The organism is Streptomyces sp. NBC_01261 (genome assembly GCF_036226385.1).
In the GTDB taxonomy this organism is placed as follows: Bacteria; Actinomycetota; Actinomycetes; order Streptomycetales; family Streptomycetaceae; genus Streptomyces.
Genome location: NZ_CP108463.1, coordinates 7,792,063 through 7,810,959 on the forward strand (window position 1 = coordinate 7,792,063; position 18,897 = coordinate 7,810,959).

Below are 18,897 nucleotides of genomic sequence, written 5' to 3' on the forward strand. Positions count from 1 at the left end.
TACCCGCTTGAACTTCCAGAAGGTGTCGAACGAACCATGACAGTCGCCATCGACCGCGCGACCGGCAAGCGCCACGGTGACCGCGCACCCCGACCCGGCCCCGGCAGCCGCCTCAAGTACGCCTACCAGAAGCACTGGTACGCGTACGCGATGATCATCCCCGTGGTCGTCGTGCTCGGCGTCCTCGTGCTCTACCCGCTGGTGTACGGCCTCTACCTGACGCTCACGGACGCCGACAGCCTCAACACCGCGCGCACGATCGGCGTCAACCACATCGACGCCACCTACAAGTTCATCGGGCTCGACAACTACAAGGACATCCTGTTCGGCCCGACGTCGTACGACCGCTTCTGGTCGCACTTCATCTGGACGATCGTCTGGACCGGGCTCTGCGTAGCCCTCCACTACACGGTGGGCCTCTCCCTGGCACTCCTGCTCAACCAGAAGCTGCGCGCCCGCACCCTGTACCGCCTGATCCTGATCCTGCCGTGGGCCGTCCCCACCTTCGTCACCGTCTTCGGCTGGCGCTTCATGCTCGCCGACGGCGGCATCATCAACTCCGCGCTGCACAGCCTGCGTCTGCCCCAACCCGACTGGCTGGAGAGCACGTTCTGGCAGCGGTTCGCCGCGATCATGGTCAACACCTGGTGCGGTGTGCCGTTCATGATGGTCTCGCTGCTCGGCGGCCTCCAGTCCATCGACGCCTCGCTCTACGAGGCCGCCGAGATGGACGGCGCGAGCCCCTGGCAGCGCTTCCGCTACGTCACTCTCCCGGGCCTGAGGTCGGTCAGTTCCACCGTCGTCCTGCTCGGTGTGATCTGGACCTTCAACCAATTCGCCGTGATCTTCCTGCTGTTCGGCAACACCGCGCCCGACGCCCAGATCCTGGTCACCTGGTCGTACTTCCTCGGCTTCGGCCAACAGCCGCGCGAATTCGCCCAGTCGGCGGCCTACGGCATCCTGCTGCTGGCCATCCTGATCGTCTTCACCTCCTTCTACCGCCGCTGGCTGAACCGCAATGACCAACAGCTCGCGATCTGAGGCAGGAGTCCCCATGAGCACCACGACACCCGAACGGACCCGCCGCCGGGGCGAGTTGAGCCGCGCCGGCGCCCTCGGCTCGCACGGCGTCCTCATCGTCGCGAGCCTGATCGCGCTCTTCCCGATCGCCTGGCTGGTCTTCCTCTCCCTCGGACCGGACTCGGACGACTATCTCCACCCGGCCGGCATCTGGAAGAAGATGACGTTCGACAACTACTCGTTCGTCCTCCAACACACCGGATTCTTCGACTGGTTGAAGAGCTCGCTGATCGTCTCGCTCGGCACCACGGTCATCGGCGTGACCATCGCCGCGAGCACCGGCTACGCGGTGTCGCGCATGCGCTTCCCCGGCTACCGGAAGTTCATGTGGGTGCTGCTGGTCACCCAGATGTTCCCGATAGCGGTACTCATCGTGCCGATGTACCAGATTCTGGCCGACCTGCAGCTCATCGACAGCTACCTTGGTCTCATCCTCGTCTACTGCTCGACCGCCGTGCCCTACTGCGCCTGGCTGCTCAAGGGCTACTTCGACACGATCCCGTTCGAGATCGACGAGGCCGGACGCGTCGACGGGCTGAACCCCTTCGGCACGTTCCTGCGACTGATCCTGCCGCTCGCCAAGCCGGGCCTGGCGGTCGCCGCGTTCTACAGCTTCCTCACGGCCTTCGGTGAGGTCGCGTTCGCCTCGACGTTCATGCTGTCCGACACGAAGTACACGTTCGCGGTCGGGTTGCAGACGTTCGTCAGCGAGCACGACGCGCAACGCAACCTGATGGCTGCGACGGCGGTGTTGATCGCGATACCGGTTGCCGCGTTCTTCTATCTCGTGCAGAAGAACCTCGTCACCGGCCTGACGGCGGGTGGAACCAAGGGCTAGTGAAGCGCCCCGAAAGGGGCGCGGGGCTGTATCGATATGCGGCTCCGCCGAGGGGCGCGACCAGCCCCCACGAAGCCGCACCCAGAACCCGAGGCGGCCGTGACGTCCATCCGACCCCGCTGACTTCACGGCCGCCTCGCCCCCAACTCCCCATGACCAGAACCCCGTTACGTACCAAGGACGCCATGACCCAGCAGCACTCGGCCATCGCCCCGACACCGAACCCCGCTCAAGCCAAGCGCAGCGACCGGCGCAGCGACTGGTGGAGAGACGCGGTGATCTACCAGGTCTACCCCCGCAGCTTCGCCGACAGCAACGGTGACGGCATGGGCGACCTGGAGGGCGTCCGCGCCCGGCTTCCGTATCTGCGGGACCTCGGGATCGACGCCGTCTGGCTCAGCCCGTTCTACGCCTCCCCACAGGCGGACGCCGGCTACGACGTCGCCGACTACCGTGCCGTGGACCCGATGTTCGGGAACCTGCTCGACGCCGACGCGCTGATCCGGGACGCCCACGGGCTCGGCCTGCGCATCATCGTCGACCTCGTCCCGAACCACTCCTCGGACCAACACGAGTGGTTCAAGCGGGCGTTGGGGGAAGGCCCCGGTTCACCGCTGAGGGAGCGCTACCACTTCCGCCCCGGCAAGGGCGAGCACGGCGAACTCCCGCCCAACGACTGGGAGTCCATCTTCGGCGGCCCGGCCTGGACCCGGGTCACCGAACCGGACGGCTCGGCGGGGGAGTGGTACCTGCACCTCTTCGCGCCGGAGCAGCCCGACTTCAACTGGGAACACCCGGCGGTGGGCGACGAGTTCCGCTCGATCCTCCGCTTCTGGCTGGACATCGGAGTCGACGGCTTCCGCATCGACGTGGCCCACGGCCTCGTGAAGGCGGAGGGTCTGCCCGACCTCGGCTCGCACGAGCAGCTCAAGCTGCTGGGCAACGATGTCATGCCGTTCTTCGACCAGGACGGCGTGCACGACGTGTACCGCCAGTGGCGCACGGTCCTCGACGAGTACGCGGGAAATAAGTTGGGGCCCGAAGGGCCTTCCTTGGAAGGGCGGGGGCGGGAGACGGGCGGGCGCATCTTCGTGGCGGAGGCGTGGACCCCGACGGTCGAGCGCACGGCCAACTACGTCCGCCCGGACGAACTGCACCAGGCCTTCAACTTCCAGTACCTGTCGACGGATTGGGACGCGGAAGAGCTCCGTACGGTCATCGACCGCACCCTGGAGGCCATGCGCCCGGTCGGCGCCCCCGCCACCTGGGTCCTCTCCAACCACGACGTCACCCGGCACGCCACCCGCTTCGCCAACCCGCCCGGCCTCGGCACCCAGATCCGCCTGGCGGGGGACCGGGAGCTGGGCCTGCGCAGGGCCCGCGCCGCGACCCTGCTGATGCTGGCGCTGCCCGGATCGGCGTACATCTACCAGGGCGAGGAGCTCGGCCTGCCCGACGTCGTCGACCTCCCGGACGAAGTCCGCCAGGACCCCGCGTACTTCAGGGGCGCGGGCCAGGACGGCTTCCGGGACGGGTGCCGGGTGCCGATCCCGTGGACGCGTACCGGATCGTCGTACGGCTTCGGAGACGGCGGGAGTTGGCTGCCGCAGCCGGACGGCTGGGGCGAGTTGAGCATCGAGGCGCAGACCGGGGCGGCCGGTTCGACGCTGGAGCTGTACCGGGCCGCGCTCGCCGCCCGCCGCAGTCAGCCGGACCTCGGCGCGGGCGACTCGGTGGAGTGGCTGCGGGCGCCCGAGGGCGTACTCGCCTTCCGGCGTGGGGAGTTCGTGTGTGTCGCGAACACGAGCGGGGAGTCGGTGACGACGAAGGCGTACGGTCGTCTCCTGCTCGCGAGCGGTGAGGTGACCGATACGGCCGGCGAGGCGAAGCTGCCCGCCGACACGACGGCGTGGTGGACCACCAACTCGTAAGTTCTCGCAGGAACTTCACACGGCCCGCTGCCCTTTTGGGTGGCGGGCCTTTAACATCTGGCCACCGCAAGATTTCCATGGTGTTTCAGCAAGAACCGTCAAGAACCTTCAACGGAGAAGGAACCCCACATGGCCAACAGCAGACCACTTGCAGGAGCTTGCGCCCTCGCCGCCGCGACGGCCTTCCTGGTGCCCGGCACCGCACATGCCTCCCCTCCCGGCACCAAGGACGTCACCGCGGTCCTCTTCGAGTGGAACTTCGCCTCGGTCGCCAAGGAGTGCACCAACACCCTCGGCCCGGCCGGCTACGGCTACGTCCAGGTCTCCCCGCCCGCCGAGCACATACAGGGCTCGCAGTGGTGGACGTCCTACCAGCCGGTGAGTTACAGGATCGCGGGCCGGCTCGGCGACGCCACGGCCTTCCAGAACATGATCAACACGTGTCACGCGGCGGGCGTGAAGGTCGTCGTCGACACGGTCGTCAACCACATGTCGGCGGGCAGCGGCACCGGCACGGGCGGTTCGTCGTACACGAAGTACAACTACCCCGGCCTGTACTCCTCGTACGACATGGACGACTGCACCTCGCTGGTCAGCGACTACACGAACCGCGCCAACGTCCAGAACTGCGAACTGGTCGGCCTGGCCGACCTGGACACGGGCGAGGAGTACGTCAGGTCGACCATCGCCGGCTACATGAACACCCTCCTCGGCTACGGCGCCGACGGCTTCCGCATCGACGCGGCCAAGCACATCCCGGCGACCGACCTCGCGAACATCAAGTCCCGCCTGAGCAACCCCTCCGCGTACTGGAAGCAGGAGGTCATCTACGGCGCCGGCGAGGCCGTCCAGCCCACCGAGTACACCGGCAACGGCGACGTCCAGGAGTTCCGCTACGCCTACGACCTCAAGCGGGTCTTCAACAACGAGAACCTCGCCTACCTGAAGAACTACGGCGAGGGCTGGGGTTACCTGAGCAGCTCGGTGGCGGCAGTCTTCGTCGACAACCACGACACGGAGCGCAACGGCAGCACGTTGAACTACAAGGACGGCGCCAACTACACCCTGGCCAACGTCTTCATGCTCGCCCACCCCTACGGCGCCCCGGACATCAACTCCGGCTACGAGTGGACGGACACGGACGCCGGCCCGCCCAACGGCGGCTCGGTGACGGCCTGTTGGCAGGACGGCTGGAAGTGCCAGCACGCCTGGCCGGAGATCAAGTCCATGGTCGCCTTCCGCAACGCCACGAGCGGCCAGTCCCTCACCAACTGGTGGGACGACGGCAACGACGCGATCGCCTTCGGCCGCGGCAGCAAGGGCTACGTCGCCATCAACCACGAGACGTCCTCGCTGACCCAGACCTACCAGACGTCTCTCGCCGCGGGCACGTACTGCAACGTCCAGAACAACACGTCGGTGACCGTGAACTCCAGCGGGCAGTTCACGGCCACCCTGGGCTCGAACACGGCACTGGCGATCTACGCCGGCAAGTCGAGCTGCTGATCCCCGAAGGCGGACGGCGGCGGCGCGAGGGGGCACGCCGCCGCCGTCCGTGTCACGGGGGGTCAGGAAGTGATGGTGATGTGCTTCGCCAGCGCGGTGACCGAGAGGTCGCCGTGGTCGACCCACTGGGGGAGGGCCAGGGTCTTGTGCTGGGTGGAGGCGGGCGGGGTGATCTCCAGGTAGGCGGCGTGCACCGCGCCCGACGTGCCGGTGTTGGCGTGGGTCCAGGCGACGACGGCCTCGGCGCTCTCGCCGTCCTTGAGGGTGAGGGTCTTCTTCCCGGGGTCGTGCGCGTACCAGGTGTTGCCCCAGGTGGTGTGGGTCGTCAGCTTCTTGTGGGCGGAGTTCTCCAGGCCCAGGCCGGGGTAACCGCGCAGCGCACAGGTCTTGCCGCTGAGGTTGCGCAGCCGTATGACGACACCCTCGTGGTTCATGCCACCGGCGAGCTGCTGACCGTAGGTCGCCTTGAGCGCGGCGGCCGAGCAGGTCGGCGTCGTCTTCGCGGTCGCCGTACCACTGGAGGTCGCGGCGTTCGCGGTACCCGCCCAGCCCGCGAGCCCCAGACCGACGACGGCGCCCAGGCCGATCATCGTGCGCCCGAGCTTGCGGTCGGCGCGCCGGTGCTTGGCGGTGCCGGCCTGGTCGGTGGTGTTCTGGACTTCGTTCACGGTCATGTTCCCCACTCCTGCTCCGCGGTGCGGGGCGTGGTCCGCGCCCCGCACCGTCCTTCTGTGCCGTACACAAGGTTCGATGCGCGGTACGGCGGTTTTGTTCGCTGGAAATCGGAGAAAGTCGCAGGGAATCGCGGAAGGATCTATTTCCAGGTGTCACTCGCCGTGTAGCCGGACGCGGTGCCCGTCGTGTACGAGCGGTTCGTGCCGGACTCCCAGGTCACGTTCCCGGAGCTGTCCTTCTTGATGTACTTGTACGTGAAGGCCGTGCTCCTGGGGACGATGACGAGCTTGCTCCACGTCGGGTAGGACGCCGACGACAGCGGGATCGCGTCGCTCGTGTTCCAGGAGCCGAGCGAGGCGATGGAGCCGGTGACGTAGACGTTGGTGCCGAGGTCGGTGGTCGCGTACTCGTTGAAGGTGACGTCGGTGGCGTCGGCGTCGGCCACGTTCCAGGAGTTGTTGAGCGAGACCGCCGAACTGGCCGTCGTGGCCGACCTGTTGGCGTTCGACTCCCAGGTGACGTTTCCGGACGCGTCCTTCTTGACGTACTTGAAGGCGAAGGACGTGTTGGTCGGCACGCTCACCGCCCCGGACCAGACCGGGTACCCGGACGACGACAGCGCGACCGCCTTCGAGGTGTCCCAGCCGCCCAGCGCGTCGATGGAGCCGACGACGTAGACGCTCGTACCGGACGTGGTGGCCGCGTACTCGTTGAAGGTGGCGGTCACCGTGGAACCGGACGAACCGCCGCCGGTGTCGTCGCAGCCGACCGTGCAGGTGTAGGAGGAGTTGTAGAACGCGACCGCGCTTTTCGCCGGGATGGTGAGGGACGCGCTGCCGCCCGAGACCGTCACGGTCGAGGCACCGCCGTCCACCACGTTCTTGTACGTGCCGTCGGCCATCCCCGTCGTGAAGCTGTAAGTCGCCGCCGAGGAACCGTTGTTGAGCGCGAAGAAGCCCGCTCCGCCACGACCGAAGCCGATCACGCTCGACGACTTGGTCTGCCAGTCGGAGACGGCCGCCGTGTCCACCGCGTTGTGCCAGGCCACCATTCCGACGACCCCGGTGTCACGGTCCAGGCAGTACCAACTGCCGCTGGAGCAGTCGGTGTTCGTCACGAACCCGGAGGAGTTCGGCGGAGCCTGGTCGCTCTGTGTCCACTCCCAGCTGGCGTACACCGTCGGGGTGGACCACTTGTAGGCGAGCTGGAAGAGGTTGGCGAGCTTGTAGGTGTCGCCGTCCTTGTAGCTCATGTGGAGGCCGTTGCGTTCGGTGTCGTGGTTCGTCACGAAGGACACCGAGTTGGCGGCCGGGAGGATGCCGCTGCTCCCCAGGGAGGACAGGTCGCTCACGTTCCCCTGGAACGCCGACTTCAGCTTGCTCGCGTAGGTGAAGTCGAGGACGTCACCGGAGGCGTAGTAGTCGCTGGGCTGCGGGGTCGAGCCCGGGTAGATCTCCTGGAAGACGTACGGTGCCGAGCCCGCCGTCGTGTTGGTCAGCTTGCCCTCGATCGCGGCCATGTCGGTCTCGGGGATGTGCTTGGCCGCGTCGACCCGGAACCCGTCGACGCCCAGGGCGAGTTGCTTGTTCAGGAAGTTCGCGATGCCCGCGCGGACCGAGTCCGAACCGGTCTTCAGGTCGGGCAGGCCCAGGAGTTCGCAGTTCTGGACCTGGGTGAGGTTCGAGTAGTCCTGGATGGTCAGGTCGGAGGTGGGGCAGTCCGCGGAGGTGTGGTAGTCGCCGGGGTCCCAGTCGGGGGTGTCGTACTTGCTGGTGATCGTGGTGCCGTTGTAGCCGGTGCCGGTCTGTGCGGCGGTGTGGTTGACCACCGCGTCCGTGTAGACCTTGACGCCCGCCGTGTGGCACGCGGACACCATGCTCGCGAACTGCGTCGCCGTACCGAAGCGGCTGTTCAGGTTGTACGAGTAGGGCTGGTAGACGTCCCACCAGTAGTAGTTGGTCTGCTTCAGCGACTCGGCGGGCGGCGCCACCTGGACCGCGCCGTAACCGGCCGGGCCCAGTACGTTCGCGCACTCCGAGGCGATGGAGTCCCAGTTCCATTCCCAGAGGTTGGCGATGACATCGCCCTTGGCGGAGGTGTCCGCGTGGGCGGTGGCGGCGGGCAGGGCGATCACGCCCGCCAGGGCGAGGGCGCCGGCGGCGACGGTGCTCGCCATGCGCCGTGCTGGTCCGTATCTGCTCATCTGCGGCTCCGGAAGAGAGGATTCGGCGTTCAACAACTGGTGAGCGTGGGCCAGTTGAGAAGGGCACGTCAAGGTTGCGGTTGAAAGTTCTTTCTGTGACTTTCAGGCCTCTTGCTGCAACCCTTGCGTCGGCGATACGGTCTCGCCGGGGTCGGACCCGAACTGAGCCGTAATCGCAAGGAGTTCACGCCTGTGATACCGAGATGGCCGGCGCCTAGGCGCTCCGCTGGAAGTGCAGGGACGCGTCGTCCGTCGTCCGCGGCGCGGTCGTGGCCGGCCGCGCCCCGCGGCGGAGCCGCTGATCGACACTGCCCCGCGTCCCTGTGGGGCGCCGCCGAACCGCAGCGGCCTTCGCCGAACCCGCTCACGGCACGCCGCACCCCGTCCCCGAGATGGATCGCGGCCCTCGCCGCGACCATCCTCGCGGCAGTGTTCCTCCAACCCCTCGCCGCCCACGCCGCGACCCCGCCCGCACCCCCGTCGGACGCCGAGCTGGCCGCGACGCCCGCCCGGCACGACGACACCCGCGAGCAGTTCTACTTCGTGATGCCGGACCGGTTCGCCAACGGCGACACCTCCAACGACCAGGGCGGGCTGACCGGTTCACGCCTCAGTACCGGCTACGACCCCACCGACAAGGGCTTCTACCAGGGCGGCGACCTCAAGGGCCTGGCGAAGAAGCTCGACTACATCAAGGGCCTCGGCACCACCGCCATCTGGATGGCCCCGATCTTCAAGAACCAGCCCGTGCAAGGCACCGGCGCCGACGCCTCCGCCGGCTACCACGGTTACTGGATAACGGACTTCACCCAGGTCGACCCGCACTTCGGCACCAACAAGGACCTGGCGACCCTCATCTCCAAGGCGCACGCCAAGGGTATGAAGGTCTTCTTCGACGTCATCACCAACCACACCGCCGACGTCGTCGACTACGAGGGCAAGTCCTACGACTACCTCTCCAAGGGCGCCTTCCCGTACCTGACCAAGGACGGGCAGCCCTTCGACGACGCCGACTACGCGGACGGCAGGAAGAGCTTCCCCGCCGTCACCACCGCGTCCTTCCCGAAGACCCCGACCGTCCCCGCCGACAAGACGAACGCGAAGGTCCCGTCCTGGCTCAACGACCCGACGATGTACCACAATCGGGGCGACTCGACGTACGTCGGCGAGAACGCCACCTACGGCGACTTCTCCGGCCTCGACGACCTGTGGACCGAACGTCCCGAGGTCGTCAGCGGCATGGAGAAGATCTACGAGAAGTGGGTCCGCGACTTCGACGTCGACGGCTTCCGCATCGACACCGTGAAACACGTCGACATGGACTTCTGGACCCAGTGGGCCACCGCGCTCGACAACTACGCGGCGCAGCACGGCCGTAGGAACTTCTTCATGTTCGGCGAGGTCTACTCCGCCGACACGTCCGTCACTTCGCCGTACGTCACCCAGGGCCGCCTGGACGCCACGCTCGACTTCCCCTTCCAGGACGCGGCCCGTGCCTACGCCTCGCAGGGCGGCAGCGCCCGGAAGCTCGCGAGTGTCTTCGGCGACGACTACAAGTACACGACCGACAAGGCGAACGCGTACGAGCAGGTCACCTTCCTCGGCAACCACGACATGGGCCGCATCGGCTACTTCCTCGACCAGGACAACCCGAAGGCCACCGACGCCCAACTCCTCGCCAAGGACCGGCTCGCCAACGAGCTGATGTTCCTCAGCCGCGGCAACCCCGTCGTCTACTACGGCGACGAACAGGGCTTCACCGGCTCCGGCGGCGACAAGGACGCCCGCCAGACGATGTTCGCGTCGAAGGTCGCCGACTATCTCGACGACGACGAGATCGGCACCGATCGGACTGCCGCCGGCGACGCCTACGACCCAACTGCCCCGCTGTACAAGGAGATTGCCGCTCTCTCCAAGCTGCGCAAGGACAACCCCGCCCTCACCGACGGCGTCCAGACCGAGCGCTACGCGGCCGACGGCGCCGGGGTCTACGCCTTCACGCGGACCAGCGGCAGCGCCGAGTACGTCGTCGCCCTCAACAACGCCGACACCGCGAGGACGGTGACCTTCGCGACCGGTTCGCCGGACATGAAGTACCGGGGGATCTACGGCACTTCGGCCACCGCGACGAGCGGCGCCGACAACAAGGTCACTGTCACCGTCCCGGCCGGCGCCGCGATCGTCCTCAAGGCGGCCGGCGCCCTCGCCAAGCCCGTCACCAAGCCCACGATCACCCTCAAGGCGCCGGACGCGGGCGCCACCGGCACCGTCGAGCTGAGCGCCGACGTCACCGGCGGCCAGCTCGACCGGGTCGTCTTCGCCGCCCAGACCGGCAACGGCACGTGGCAGACCCTGGGCTCCGCCGACCACGCCCCGTACAAGGTCACGCAGACCATCGGGAAGGACGTACCGGCCGGAACCGCCCTCCGATACAAGGCAGTTGTGGTGGACTCGACCGGACGCACGGCCAGTGCGACGGCCGTCTCCGCCACCGGCACCCCACCCGCCGAGGAGATCCCCACCGCCTCCTCGCGCGACTACGCGATCGTCCACTACAAGCGCACCGACGGCGACTACGCCAACTGGGGCCTCTACGCCTGGGGCGACCTCGCCGACGGCGAGGCGACGACCTGGCCGGCCAGTCATCCCTTCGTCGGGCGCGATGCCTACGGCGCCTTCGCCTACGTCAAGTTGAAGCCCGGCGCCACGAACGTCAGCTTCCTGGTGATCGACAAGGACGGCGACAAGGACGTCACCGCCGACCGTTCGATCGACGTCTCGCAGACCGGCGAGGTGTGGATCGAGCAGGGCAAGGAGGCCGTAGGGACCCAGCGGCCCGACTACCCGGCGCAGGACACCACCAAGGCCGTCATCCACTACCACCGCGCCGACGGCGACTACTCCGGCTGGGGTCTGCACGTCTGGACGGGTGCCGCGAGCCCCACGGACTGGTCGAGCCCGCTCCAGCCGGTGAAGACCGACACGTATGGCGCTGTCTTCGAGGTCCCGCTCAACTCCGGTGCCACCAGCCTCAGTTACATCATCCACAAGGGCGACGAGAAGGACCTGTCCGCGGATCAGTCGCTCGACCTCAAGATCAACGGCAACGAGGTCTGGCTCCTGAACGGCCAGGAGAAGTACCTCCTGCCGCAGCCCGCCGGGAGCGCGGCGGCCCTCGACCTGACCACCTCCAAGGCGGTCTGGATCGACCGGAACACGGTCGCCTGGAACGGCTCCGACGCCGCCGCCTCCACTCAGCTCGTGTACTCCCACGACGGTTCGATCGCGGTCAAGGACGGCACGCTGACGAGCGACGACGAGCGCTGGCTGCGGCTGTCGAAGACCACGCTCACCGACGCCCAGAAGGCCAAGTTCCCCTACCTGAAGGACTATTCGGCCTGGTCCGTCGACCCGCGTGACCGGGGGCGGGTACGAGAGGCCTTGAACGGTCAGCTCGTCGCCTCCCAACGAGCCGTCAACGGCGCCGTGTCGGCTGCCACCGGCGTGCAGATCGCCGGCGTGCTCGACGACCTGTACGGCGCCGCGACCAAGGCCGACCTGGGCCCGACCGTCCACAACGGCCGCCCCACGCTGGCCGTTTGGGCGCCGACCGCGCAGAGCGTGTCCCTCGACCTCGACGGCTCGCCGAAGAAGATGAACCGGAACACCACCACCGGCGTCTGGTCCGTCACCGGTCCCGCCTCCTGGAAGAAGAAGCCGTACCGGTACGTCGTGAAGGTGTGGGCGCCGACCGTCCAGAAGCTGGTCACCAACGAGGTCACCGACCCCTACTCGGTCGCCCTCACCACCGACTCCAAGCGCAGCCTCGTCGTCGACCTCGACGCCAAGTCCCTTGCCCCGAGCGGCTGGTCGAGCCTGAAGAAGCCCAAGGCAGTGCCGCTGAAGGACGCCGAGATCCAGGAACTGCACATCCGCGACTACTCGGTCGACGACAGGACGGTCCCCGCGAAGGACCGAGGGACCTACCTCGCCTTCACGGACAAGAACAGCGACGGCTCCAAGCATCTGCGCGAACTGGCCGAGTCCGGGACGTCGTACGTGCATCTGCTGCCCGCCTTCGACATCGCCACCATCCCCGAGAAGAAGTCCGAGCAGACGGCTACCGACTGCGATCTCGCCTCCTATGCCGCCGACTCGGAGCAGCAGCAGGAGTGCGTGGCGGCCGTCGCCGCGAAGGACGCCTACAACTGGGGTTACGACCCCTACCACTTCACGGTCCCGGAGGGTTCGTACGCGACCGACCCGGACGGCACCGGCCGCACCGTCGAGTTCCGGAAGATGGTCAAGTCGCTGAACGAGGACGGCCTGCGGGTCGTCATGGACGTGGTCTACAACCACACGGCGGCCAGCGGACAGGCGGACTACTCGGTCCTGGACAAGATCGTGCCCGGCTACTACCAGCGGCTCCTCGCCGACGGCAGCGTGGCCACCTCCACCTGCTGCGCCAACACGGCGACCGAGAACGCGATGATGGGCAAGCTCGTCGTCGACTCCGTCGTCACCTGGGCCAAGGAGTACAAGGTCGACGGCTTCCGCTTCGACCTCATGGGCCACCAGCCGAAGGCCAACATCCTCGCCGTACGCAAGGCACTTGACGCGCTGACCCTCGCGAAGGACGGCGTCGACGGCAAGAAGATCATCATGTACGGCGAGGGCTGGAACTTCGGCGAGGTCGCCGACGACGCACGCTTTGTGCAGGCCACGCAGAAGAACATGGCCGGCACCGGCATCGCGACCTTCTCCGACCGGGCCCGGGACGCCGTACGCGGCGGCAGTCCCTTCGACGACGACCCGGGTGTGCAGGGCTTCGCCTCCGGGCTCTACACCGATCCCAACTCTTCCACGGCGAACGGCACTTCGGCCGAGCAGAAGGCCCGCCTCCTGCACTACCAGGACCTCATCAAGGTCGGCCTGAGCGGCAACCTCGCCAAGTACCGGTTCACCGACACCGACGGGAAGGACGTCACCGGCGCCGAGATCGACTACAACGGCGCTCCCGCGGGCTACGCGGACGCGCCCGGCGACGCCCTCGCCTATGTCGACGCGCACGACAACGAGTCGCTGTTCGACGCGCTGACCTACAAGTTGCCCGCCACGACGAGCGCTTCCGACCGGGCCCGGATGCAGGTCCTCGCGATGGCCACCGCCACGCTCTCGCAGGGGCCGTCCCTGTCCCAGGCCGGGACCGACCTGCTGCGCTCCAAGTCCCTGGACCGCAACTCGTTCGACAGCGGTGACTGGTTCAACGCGATCCACTGGAACTGCGCGACCGGCAACGGCTTCGGGCGGGGCCTGCCGCCGGCCGCCGACAACGCGTCCAAGTGGCCGTACGCGAAAGGCCTGTTGACGTCGGTCAAGGTGGGCTGCGGGCAGATCGACGGGGCCTCGGCCGCGTACCAGGATCTGCTGAGGATCCGTACGACGGAACCCGCCTTCTCGCTCGGCTCGGCCGGACAGGTGCAGTCGGAGATGTCCTTCCCGCTGTCCGGGAAGGACGAGACGCCCGGGGTGATCACCATGGAACTCGGTGATCTGGTGGTCGTGTTCAACGCGACGCCGGCCGAACAGGACCAGCGGGTCGAGGCGTTGGCCGGTACCGGTTACCGCCTGCACCCGGTGCAGGCGGCGGGCGCGGACGCCACCGTGAAGTCGGCCTCGTACACGAAGGTTTCGGGCACCTTCGCCGTTCCGGGACGCACTGTGGCGGTATTCACCCGGACACCCTGAAAGCGCATTACCGTAGTGGGGCAGGCTGTGGACACCGGCCTGCCCCACCGGTGTGTCAAAGGGCCAGGTCTGAGAAAAATGGACGTCAACGGCAAACTGACGCATGCGACCGTACTGGTCGTGGACGACGAGCCGGCGAACCGGTTCGCGATCGAAAGTGTGCTGAGCCGCGCCGGGCACCGGGTCCTCGCGGTCGGCAGCGGCGCCGAGGCGCTCGACGAACTCGATGTACGGCTGCGCAAGGGGAACCTGCCCGACGTGGCGCTGATCGACGTGCACCTGCCGGACATGAGCGGGTTCGAACTGTGTCGGCTGCTCAAGGAGCGGCCGCGCATGGCGGGTCTGCCGGTCGTGCACGTGTCGGCCCTCGCCGCGCCCCCGAGCGACCGCTGCCAGGCGCTCGACGCGGGCGACGAGGCCTTTCTGACGGTGCCCGCGGAGCCCGAGGAGATCGAGGCGGCGGTCCGGTCCGCGGTCCGCGCCGCCCGGCTGCGCGCCGACGACCAGGCGCTCGTACGACGGCTGACGCTGCTGTCGGAGATGATCGTCACCATCCAGGCGGCGCGCTCCCTCCAGGAACTCGTCGACGTCACCGCCGACGGCACCGCACGGCTCACCGGCACCCCCGCCGCCGTGTTCGTCCTCGACCGGGACGACCAGCTGTACCGCGGCCTGCCCCGGGACCGCACCGCGGTCGCGCTGCCGGGCGAGGACGCCGACCGGACCGTGGCCCGCCTGCTGCGGCGGCTCTCGCAGGGGCAGTCCGGGGTGCAGATCACCACGGTGCCCGCGCCGCTGTGGCCCACCGGGTTCTTCCGGCCCGGCGTGGAACACGACGCCCGCCTCGCGCTGGTCCTCACCCAGGAGGGCCGGGCCCCGGTCTGTCTCGCCGCCCCCACCCGCGGGCTGCGCCGGGTGGGCCCCGAGGCCGGCGCACTGCTCGCGCAACTCGCGCAGGCCACCGCGCTCGCCGCCGAACCGCTCCTCATGTACCAGGTCGAGCGGCATGTCGCCCTCACCCTCCAGCGCAGCTTCCTGCCCGCGCCGGACCGGCTGCCCGAACTCCCGGGCGTCGACACGGTCGTACGGTACGTGCCCGCCTCCCAGGACACCGAGATCGGCGGTGACTTCTACGCCGTCCTGAAGGTCGCCCAGGGAGTGCTGTTCGCCGTCGGCGACGTCGTCGGGCACTCGCTGGAGGCGGCCACCGTCATGGTGGAGATGCGGCACGCCCTGCGCGCCTACTGCGTCGACGAGAGCGACCCGAGCGTCCTCGCCGAGCGGCTGGACCGGATGCTCCAGCACTACCACCAGGAGACCACGGTCACCGTCTGCCTGGCCCTCGTCGACCCGGACACCGGGCGCACCCTCATCGCCAACGCGGGCCACATCCCGCCGCTGATCATCCGGGACAACGGCAGCGCGGACTACGCCAAGGCGGCCGGCCCGCTGCTCGGCGTGGGCCTGCCCCATCCGCCGCCCACGGAGCTGTTCCTCGAACCCACCGACCGGCTCCTCATGATCACCGACGGCCTCATCGAGACCCGGGGCACGGACATCTCCGTGTCGATGGAACACCTCCGCGCTGCCGCCTCCGGCGCGCTGCCGGGTCTGGACGCCCTGTGCGACACGCTGCTTGACTGCTTCGGTGTCGACCGGGACGACGACATCGCGATGCTGGCGCTCCGGCTAGGGTGAGCGCGTTGTTGGCCTAGAACAGGGGAATCCCATGCCGCAGATCACCGTCGACCACTCCCACACGATCTCCTTCGACCAGGACGGTTTCTCCCGCGCGCTGCACGAGGCGGTCGTCGAGATCGCGGCCGCGAAGCCGGAGGCGTGCAAGACCCAGTTCCGCCCGAGCGAGTACACGGCCTTCGGGTACGAGGGTCTCGACGAGCTGGGACACACCGTCGTCCACGTCACCCTCGGCCTGCTCGCCGGACGCACCGAGGAGACCAAGGCGAAGCTGACCGAGAAGGTCCTGGAACTCCTCCGCGAGTACGTCGACGAGGACGGCTCGGTCCTGCACGCCTCCGCCGAGGTGCGCGAACTGGACGCGTCCTACCGGAAGTTCGAGCGCTAGAGCTCGTCGTACGGCAGCTAGGACGCCAGCGCGATCAGCCGGACGACGAGGTCGGTGAACGGCCCGTCGCCCGGCTCGTTCCGGAGGGACTCACGCAGCAGCGCGGCCAGTTCGTCGTCGTAGGCCGCGCTCACCGCCGCCAACGCCCCGAAGTCGTGCACGAGTTGGCGTTCCAGATCGGCGCGCGGGATGCGCCGGCCGTCCAGCCAGATCAGGGCCGTCGACTCGACCAGCGAGATCCAGGAGCGAACCATCAACTCCAGCCGGGCGGGCGGCTGTTCGACCTTCATGTGGGACAGGATCTGGAGATACGCGGCGTGCCGCACCCCGTCGACCAACGCGTTGGTGGTGGACGAGCCCACCGCCGGACCGCCGCGCATCAGCGCCGCGAACCCCGGCCCGTGGTCGTCCACGAAGTCGAAGAACCGGCCCATCACCCGCAGTAGCCGTCCCCCCAGCGAGCCCTCCTCGGCAACCACGAACCGCCCGGCGAGATCGTCCGACGCACGCTGCAACGCGGCCTCGTACAGGCTGAGTTTGCCGGGAAAGTAGTGGTAGACCAGCGGCCGGGAAATGCCCGCGGCCGCGGCTATCTCGTCGATGGAGACCTCGTCGGGCGAGCGATGGCTGAACAGGTCGAGAGCGACGCCGATCAACTGCTGTCGCCGTTCCTCGACTCCCATCCTGCGGCGGACCCCGGTACTCATGCGAACACCTTACCGATCGGAACCGGACCTCAACGGCCCGGTCCACCCAAGGTCGTTCACATGTCCAGCACGATTCGCTCACCACGGGCCCGCGATACACAGATCAGCATCGAGTCATCACGCTCCGCGTCCGTCAGCAGCTCGTCCCGGTGCTCCACCTCCCCTTCCACGACCCGCTGCCGGCAGGTTCCGCAGAACCCCTGTTCGCAGGAGTAGAGCGTGTCGGGCAGCTCCGCCCGTACGGCGGCCAGCACCGTGGAGTCGGCGGACACGGTCAACGTCCGCCCGCTGCGCCGGAGTTCGACCTCGAAGGCCGCGTCGCCGCGGTTGCCGTCCGGTGCGGTGCGGGGCGCGAAGCGTTCGAGGCGTACGTCCGGGAAGCGCTCCGCCACGGCCGCCATGAGCCCCTCGGGGCCGCAGCAGTAGACGAGGGCCTCGTCGGGTACGCCGGCCAACTCCCCGTCCAGATCGGGCAGTCCGGCCACGACGGTCACCCGGTCCGCACCGAGTTCCGCGATCTCGCCGAGGAACGGCATCGACTCCCGCGTCCGACCGGCGTACAGCAGACGCCAGTCGGCACCCTCGGGCAGCGCCCGCAGCATCGGCAGCACCGGGGTGATCCCGATCCCGCCGACGACGAAGACGTACGCGGGCGCGTCGACGAGCGGGAAGCGATTGCGCGGCCCCCGCACCTCCAACTCCGCGCCCACCCGCACCTGTTCGTGCACCTCGCGCGAGCCGCCCCGCCCGTCCTCGACCAGTCGCGTCGCGACCGTGTACGACGAGGTGTCCGTCGGGTCCCCGCACAGCGAGTACTGCCGCACCAGCCCCGAGGGCAGCACCAGATCGATGTGCGCGCCGGGCTCCCACCGCGGCAGGTCCCGTCCTTGCAGCCGCAGTTGTACGACGCCCTCGGCCACCGTCTCCCGCGCCGCGACCGTCAGCCTCAGTGCCCGTGAGCGCGGCCGGCCGGAGATCGGCGGGTCCAGCGCGGGCAGCGGCCACAGGGGCGAGGCCCGGACCCGGCGCCGTAGCGCGTTGCGGGTCAGGAGCGCGGCGCCGGCCAGGACGGCGACGGTGAGCGGCTTCGGCACTACTCCGCCCTCTTCTCGGCGGCCACCGCGGCGGGCGAGGACGCGAGGTAGGCGACGGCCTGCTCGGTGCTGCCTTCCTGCGAGGGGTGGTAGGCGCGGCTCAGGTAGCGGGGTATGGACCTGAGCATGTCCCCGGTGGCGGGCAGGGTGCCGCGCTTCCCGGCGACGTGGAAGTCCCTGAAGCTCACGCGGGCGTCGACGAGGGTCGGGTCGTTCGCCATGAAGAAGCGGGACCCGCGCTGCCACAGGAACATCAGGGCGGCGAACGCGGTCGCCCAGGTGCGGGCGCGCCGCCGGTAGCTGCCGTCGACGTGCATGAAGAGGTCGAAGGCGACGGAGCGGTGCTCGACCTCCTCGGCGCCGTGCCAGCGCAGCAGGTCCAGCATGGTCGGATCGGCGCCGCGCCGGTCCAACTCCTCGGCGTTCAGCACCCAGTTGCCGAGGAACGCGGTGTAGTGCTCGATCGCCGCGATGATCGCGACCCGCTCCAGCAGCCACCACTTCCTGGCCTTGCCCGGGGGCAGGGTGCGGTCGCCGAGCAGCTTCTCGAAGAACCAGTCGACCTGCGCGGTGTACGGCGTCGGGTCGAGCCCCAGTTCCTTCAGGTGCGGGAGGACCTCGTCGTGCGCCTGGGAGTGCATCGCCTCCTGGCCGATGAACCCGATCACGTCCGCGCGCAGCCGGTCGTCCCGGATCAGGGGCAGCACCTGCTGGTAGACGTGCACGAACCACCGCTCACCGGCGGGCAGCAGCAGGTGCAGCACGTTGATCGTGTGCGTGGTGAACGGATCGCCGGGCACCCAGTGCAGCGGGGTGCCCTCCCAGGAGAAGGACACCTTTCGGGCCTTGAGCGGCGTGTTAGACATGACGTCAATGTACTGACGGGTAAGTCCCTGAGGGAACCCTTGCGCGGAGACTTGTTGACGCGAATGTCAGCTAGGGGGTGATCGAGCGCCGGGCAAGGTCAGCGCCCTAGAGGGGCGCGGGGAACTGCGCGACCAGCCACAACGGCCCCGCACCCGACGACGC

The 18,897-nt window shown here is 68.4% G+C and carries 12 protein-coding genes; 7 read left to right on the top strand and 5 right to left on the bottom strand.

What is annotated here, in order from left to right; genetic code table 11:
• Positions 1 to 36: 36 nt before the first annotated feature.
• The 4 genes from OG226_RS34735 (at position 37) to OG226_RS34750 (ending at position 5,355) form a co-directional block, all read left to right on the top strand.
• Positions 37 to 1,041, top strand: a complete 1,005-nt coding sequence (locus OG226_RS34735) for a carbohydrate ABC transporter permease (protein ID WP_328683754.1) — start codon at positions 37 to 39, stop codon at positions 1,039 to 1,041.
• A gap of 13 nt (positions 1,042 to 1,054) precedes the next feature.
• Positions 1,055 to 1,918 (top strand): sugar ABC transporter permease, encoded by an 864-nt coding sequence (locus tag OG226_RS34740; RefSeq protein ID WP_328683755.1) that lies wholly within the window; start codon positions 1,055 to 1,057, stop codon positions 1,916 to 1,918.
• Positions 1,919 to 2,103: 185 nt separating this feature from the next.
• Positions 2,104 to 3,849, top strand: a complete 1,746-nt coding sequence (locus OG226_RS34745; protein ID WP_328683756.1) for a glycoside hydrolase family 13 protein — start codon at positions 2,104 to 2,106, stop codon at positions 3,847 to 3,849.
• 129 nt (positions 3,850 to 3,978) lie between these two features.
• Positions 3,979 to 5,355 (top strand): alpha-amylase, encoded by a 1,377-nt coding sequence (locus OG226_RS34750; protein WP_329351088.1) that lies wholly within the window; start codon positions 3,979 to 3,981, stop codon positions 5,353 to 5,355.
• 62 nt (positions 5,356 to 5,417) lie between these two features.
• On the opposite strand, the gene OG226_RS34755 is transcribed toward OG226_RS34750, so the two are convergent.
• Together OG226_RS34755 and OG226_RS34760 are read right to left on the bottom strand one after the other, a co-directional pair.
• Entirely contained in the window at positions 5,418 to 6,029 is a 612-nt protein-coding gene (locus tag OG226_RS34755) for a DUF4232 domain-containing protein (RefSeq protein ID WP_328683758.1), read from the bottom strand.
• Positions 6,030 to 6,169: 140 nt separating this feature from the next.
• Positions 6,170 to 8,206 (bottom strand): carbohydrate-binding module family 20 domain-containing protein, encoded by a 2,037-nt coding sequence (locus OG226_RS34760; RefSeq protein ID WP_329351089.1) that lies wholly within the window; start codon positions 8,204 to 8,206, stop codon positions 6,170 to 6,172.
• 423 nt (positions 8,207 to 8,629) lie between these two features.
• On the opposite strand from OG226_RS34760, the gene pulA reads away from it, so the two are divergent.
• The 3 genes from pulA to OG226_RS34775 all read left to right on the top strand — a co-directional run bounded on the left by pulA (position 8,630) and on the right by OG226_RS34775 (position 16,067).
• Positions 8,630 to 13,981, top strand: coding sequence for a pullulanase-type alpha-1,6-glucosidase (gene pulA / locus OG226_RS34765; protein ID WP_443067020.1), 5,352 nt, complete (start codon positions 8,630 to 8,632; stop codon positions 13,979 to 13,981).
• 78 nt (positions 13,982 to 14,059) lie between these two features.
• A complete protein-coding gene (locus OG226_RS34770) occupies positions 14,060 to 15,679 on the top strand; it encodes a fused response regulator/phosphatase (protein ID WP_329351091.1) in 1,620 nt (539 codons plus the stop codon).
• A gap of 31 nt (positions 15,680 to 15,710) precedes the next feature.
• A complete protein-coding gene (locus OG226_RS34775; RefSeq protein ID WP_328683762.1) occupies positions 15,711 to 16,067 on the top strand; it encodes a 5-carboxymethyl-2-hydroxymuconate Delta-isomerase in 357 nt (118 codons plus the stop codon).
• A gap of 17 nt (positions 16,068 to 16,084) precedes the next feature.
• Here OG226_RS34775 and OG226_RS34780 read toward each other — a convergent pair whose 3' ends face one another.
• From OG226_RS34780 to OG226_RS34790, 3 genes are read right to left on the bottom strand one after another with little or no spacing between them, the layout of a single operon-like run.
• Positions 16,085 to 16,774 (bottom strand): TetR/AcrR family transcriptional regulator, encoded by a 690-nt coding sequence (locus OG226_RS34780; protein ID WP_328683763.1) that lies wholly within the window; start codon positions 16,772 to 16,774, stop codon positions 16,085 to 16,087.
• Positions 16,775 to 16,830: 56 nt separating this feature from the next.
• Positions 16,831 to 17,868 carry a PDR/VanB family oxidoreductase gene (locus tag OG226_RS34785; protein WP_328683764.1) on the bottom strand — a complete coding sequence of 346 codons (1,038 nt, stop codon included), beginning with the start codon at positions 17,866 to 17,868 and terminating at the stop codon, positions 16,831 to 16,833.
• Positions 17,868 to 18,734, bottom strand: coding sequence for a metal-dependent hydrolase (locus OG226_RS34790; RefSeq protein ID WP_328683765.1), 867 nt, complete (start codon positions 18,732 to 18,734; stop codon positions 17,868 to 17,870). Before OG226_RS34790 ends, OG226_RS34785 begins: the two co-directional genes overlap by 1 nt.
• Between the last annotated feature and the right edge of the window lie 163 nt (positions 18,735 to 18,897).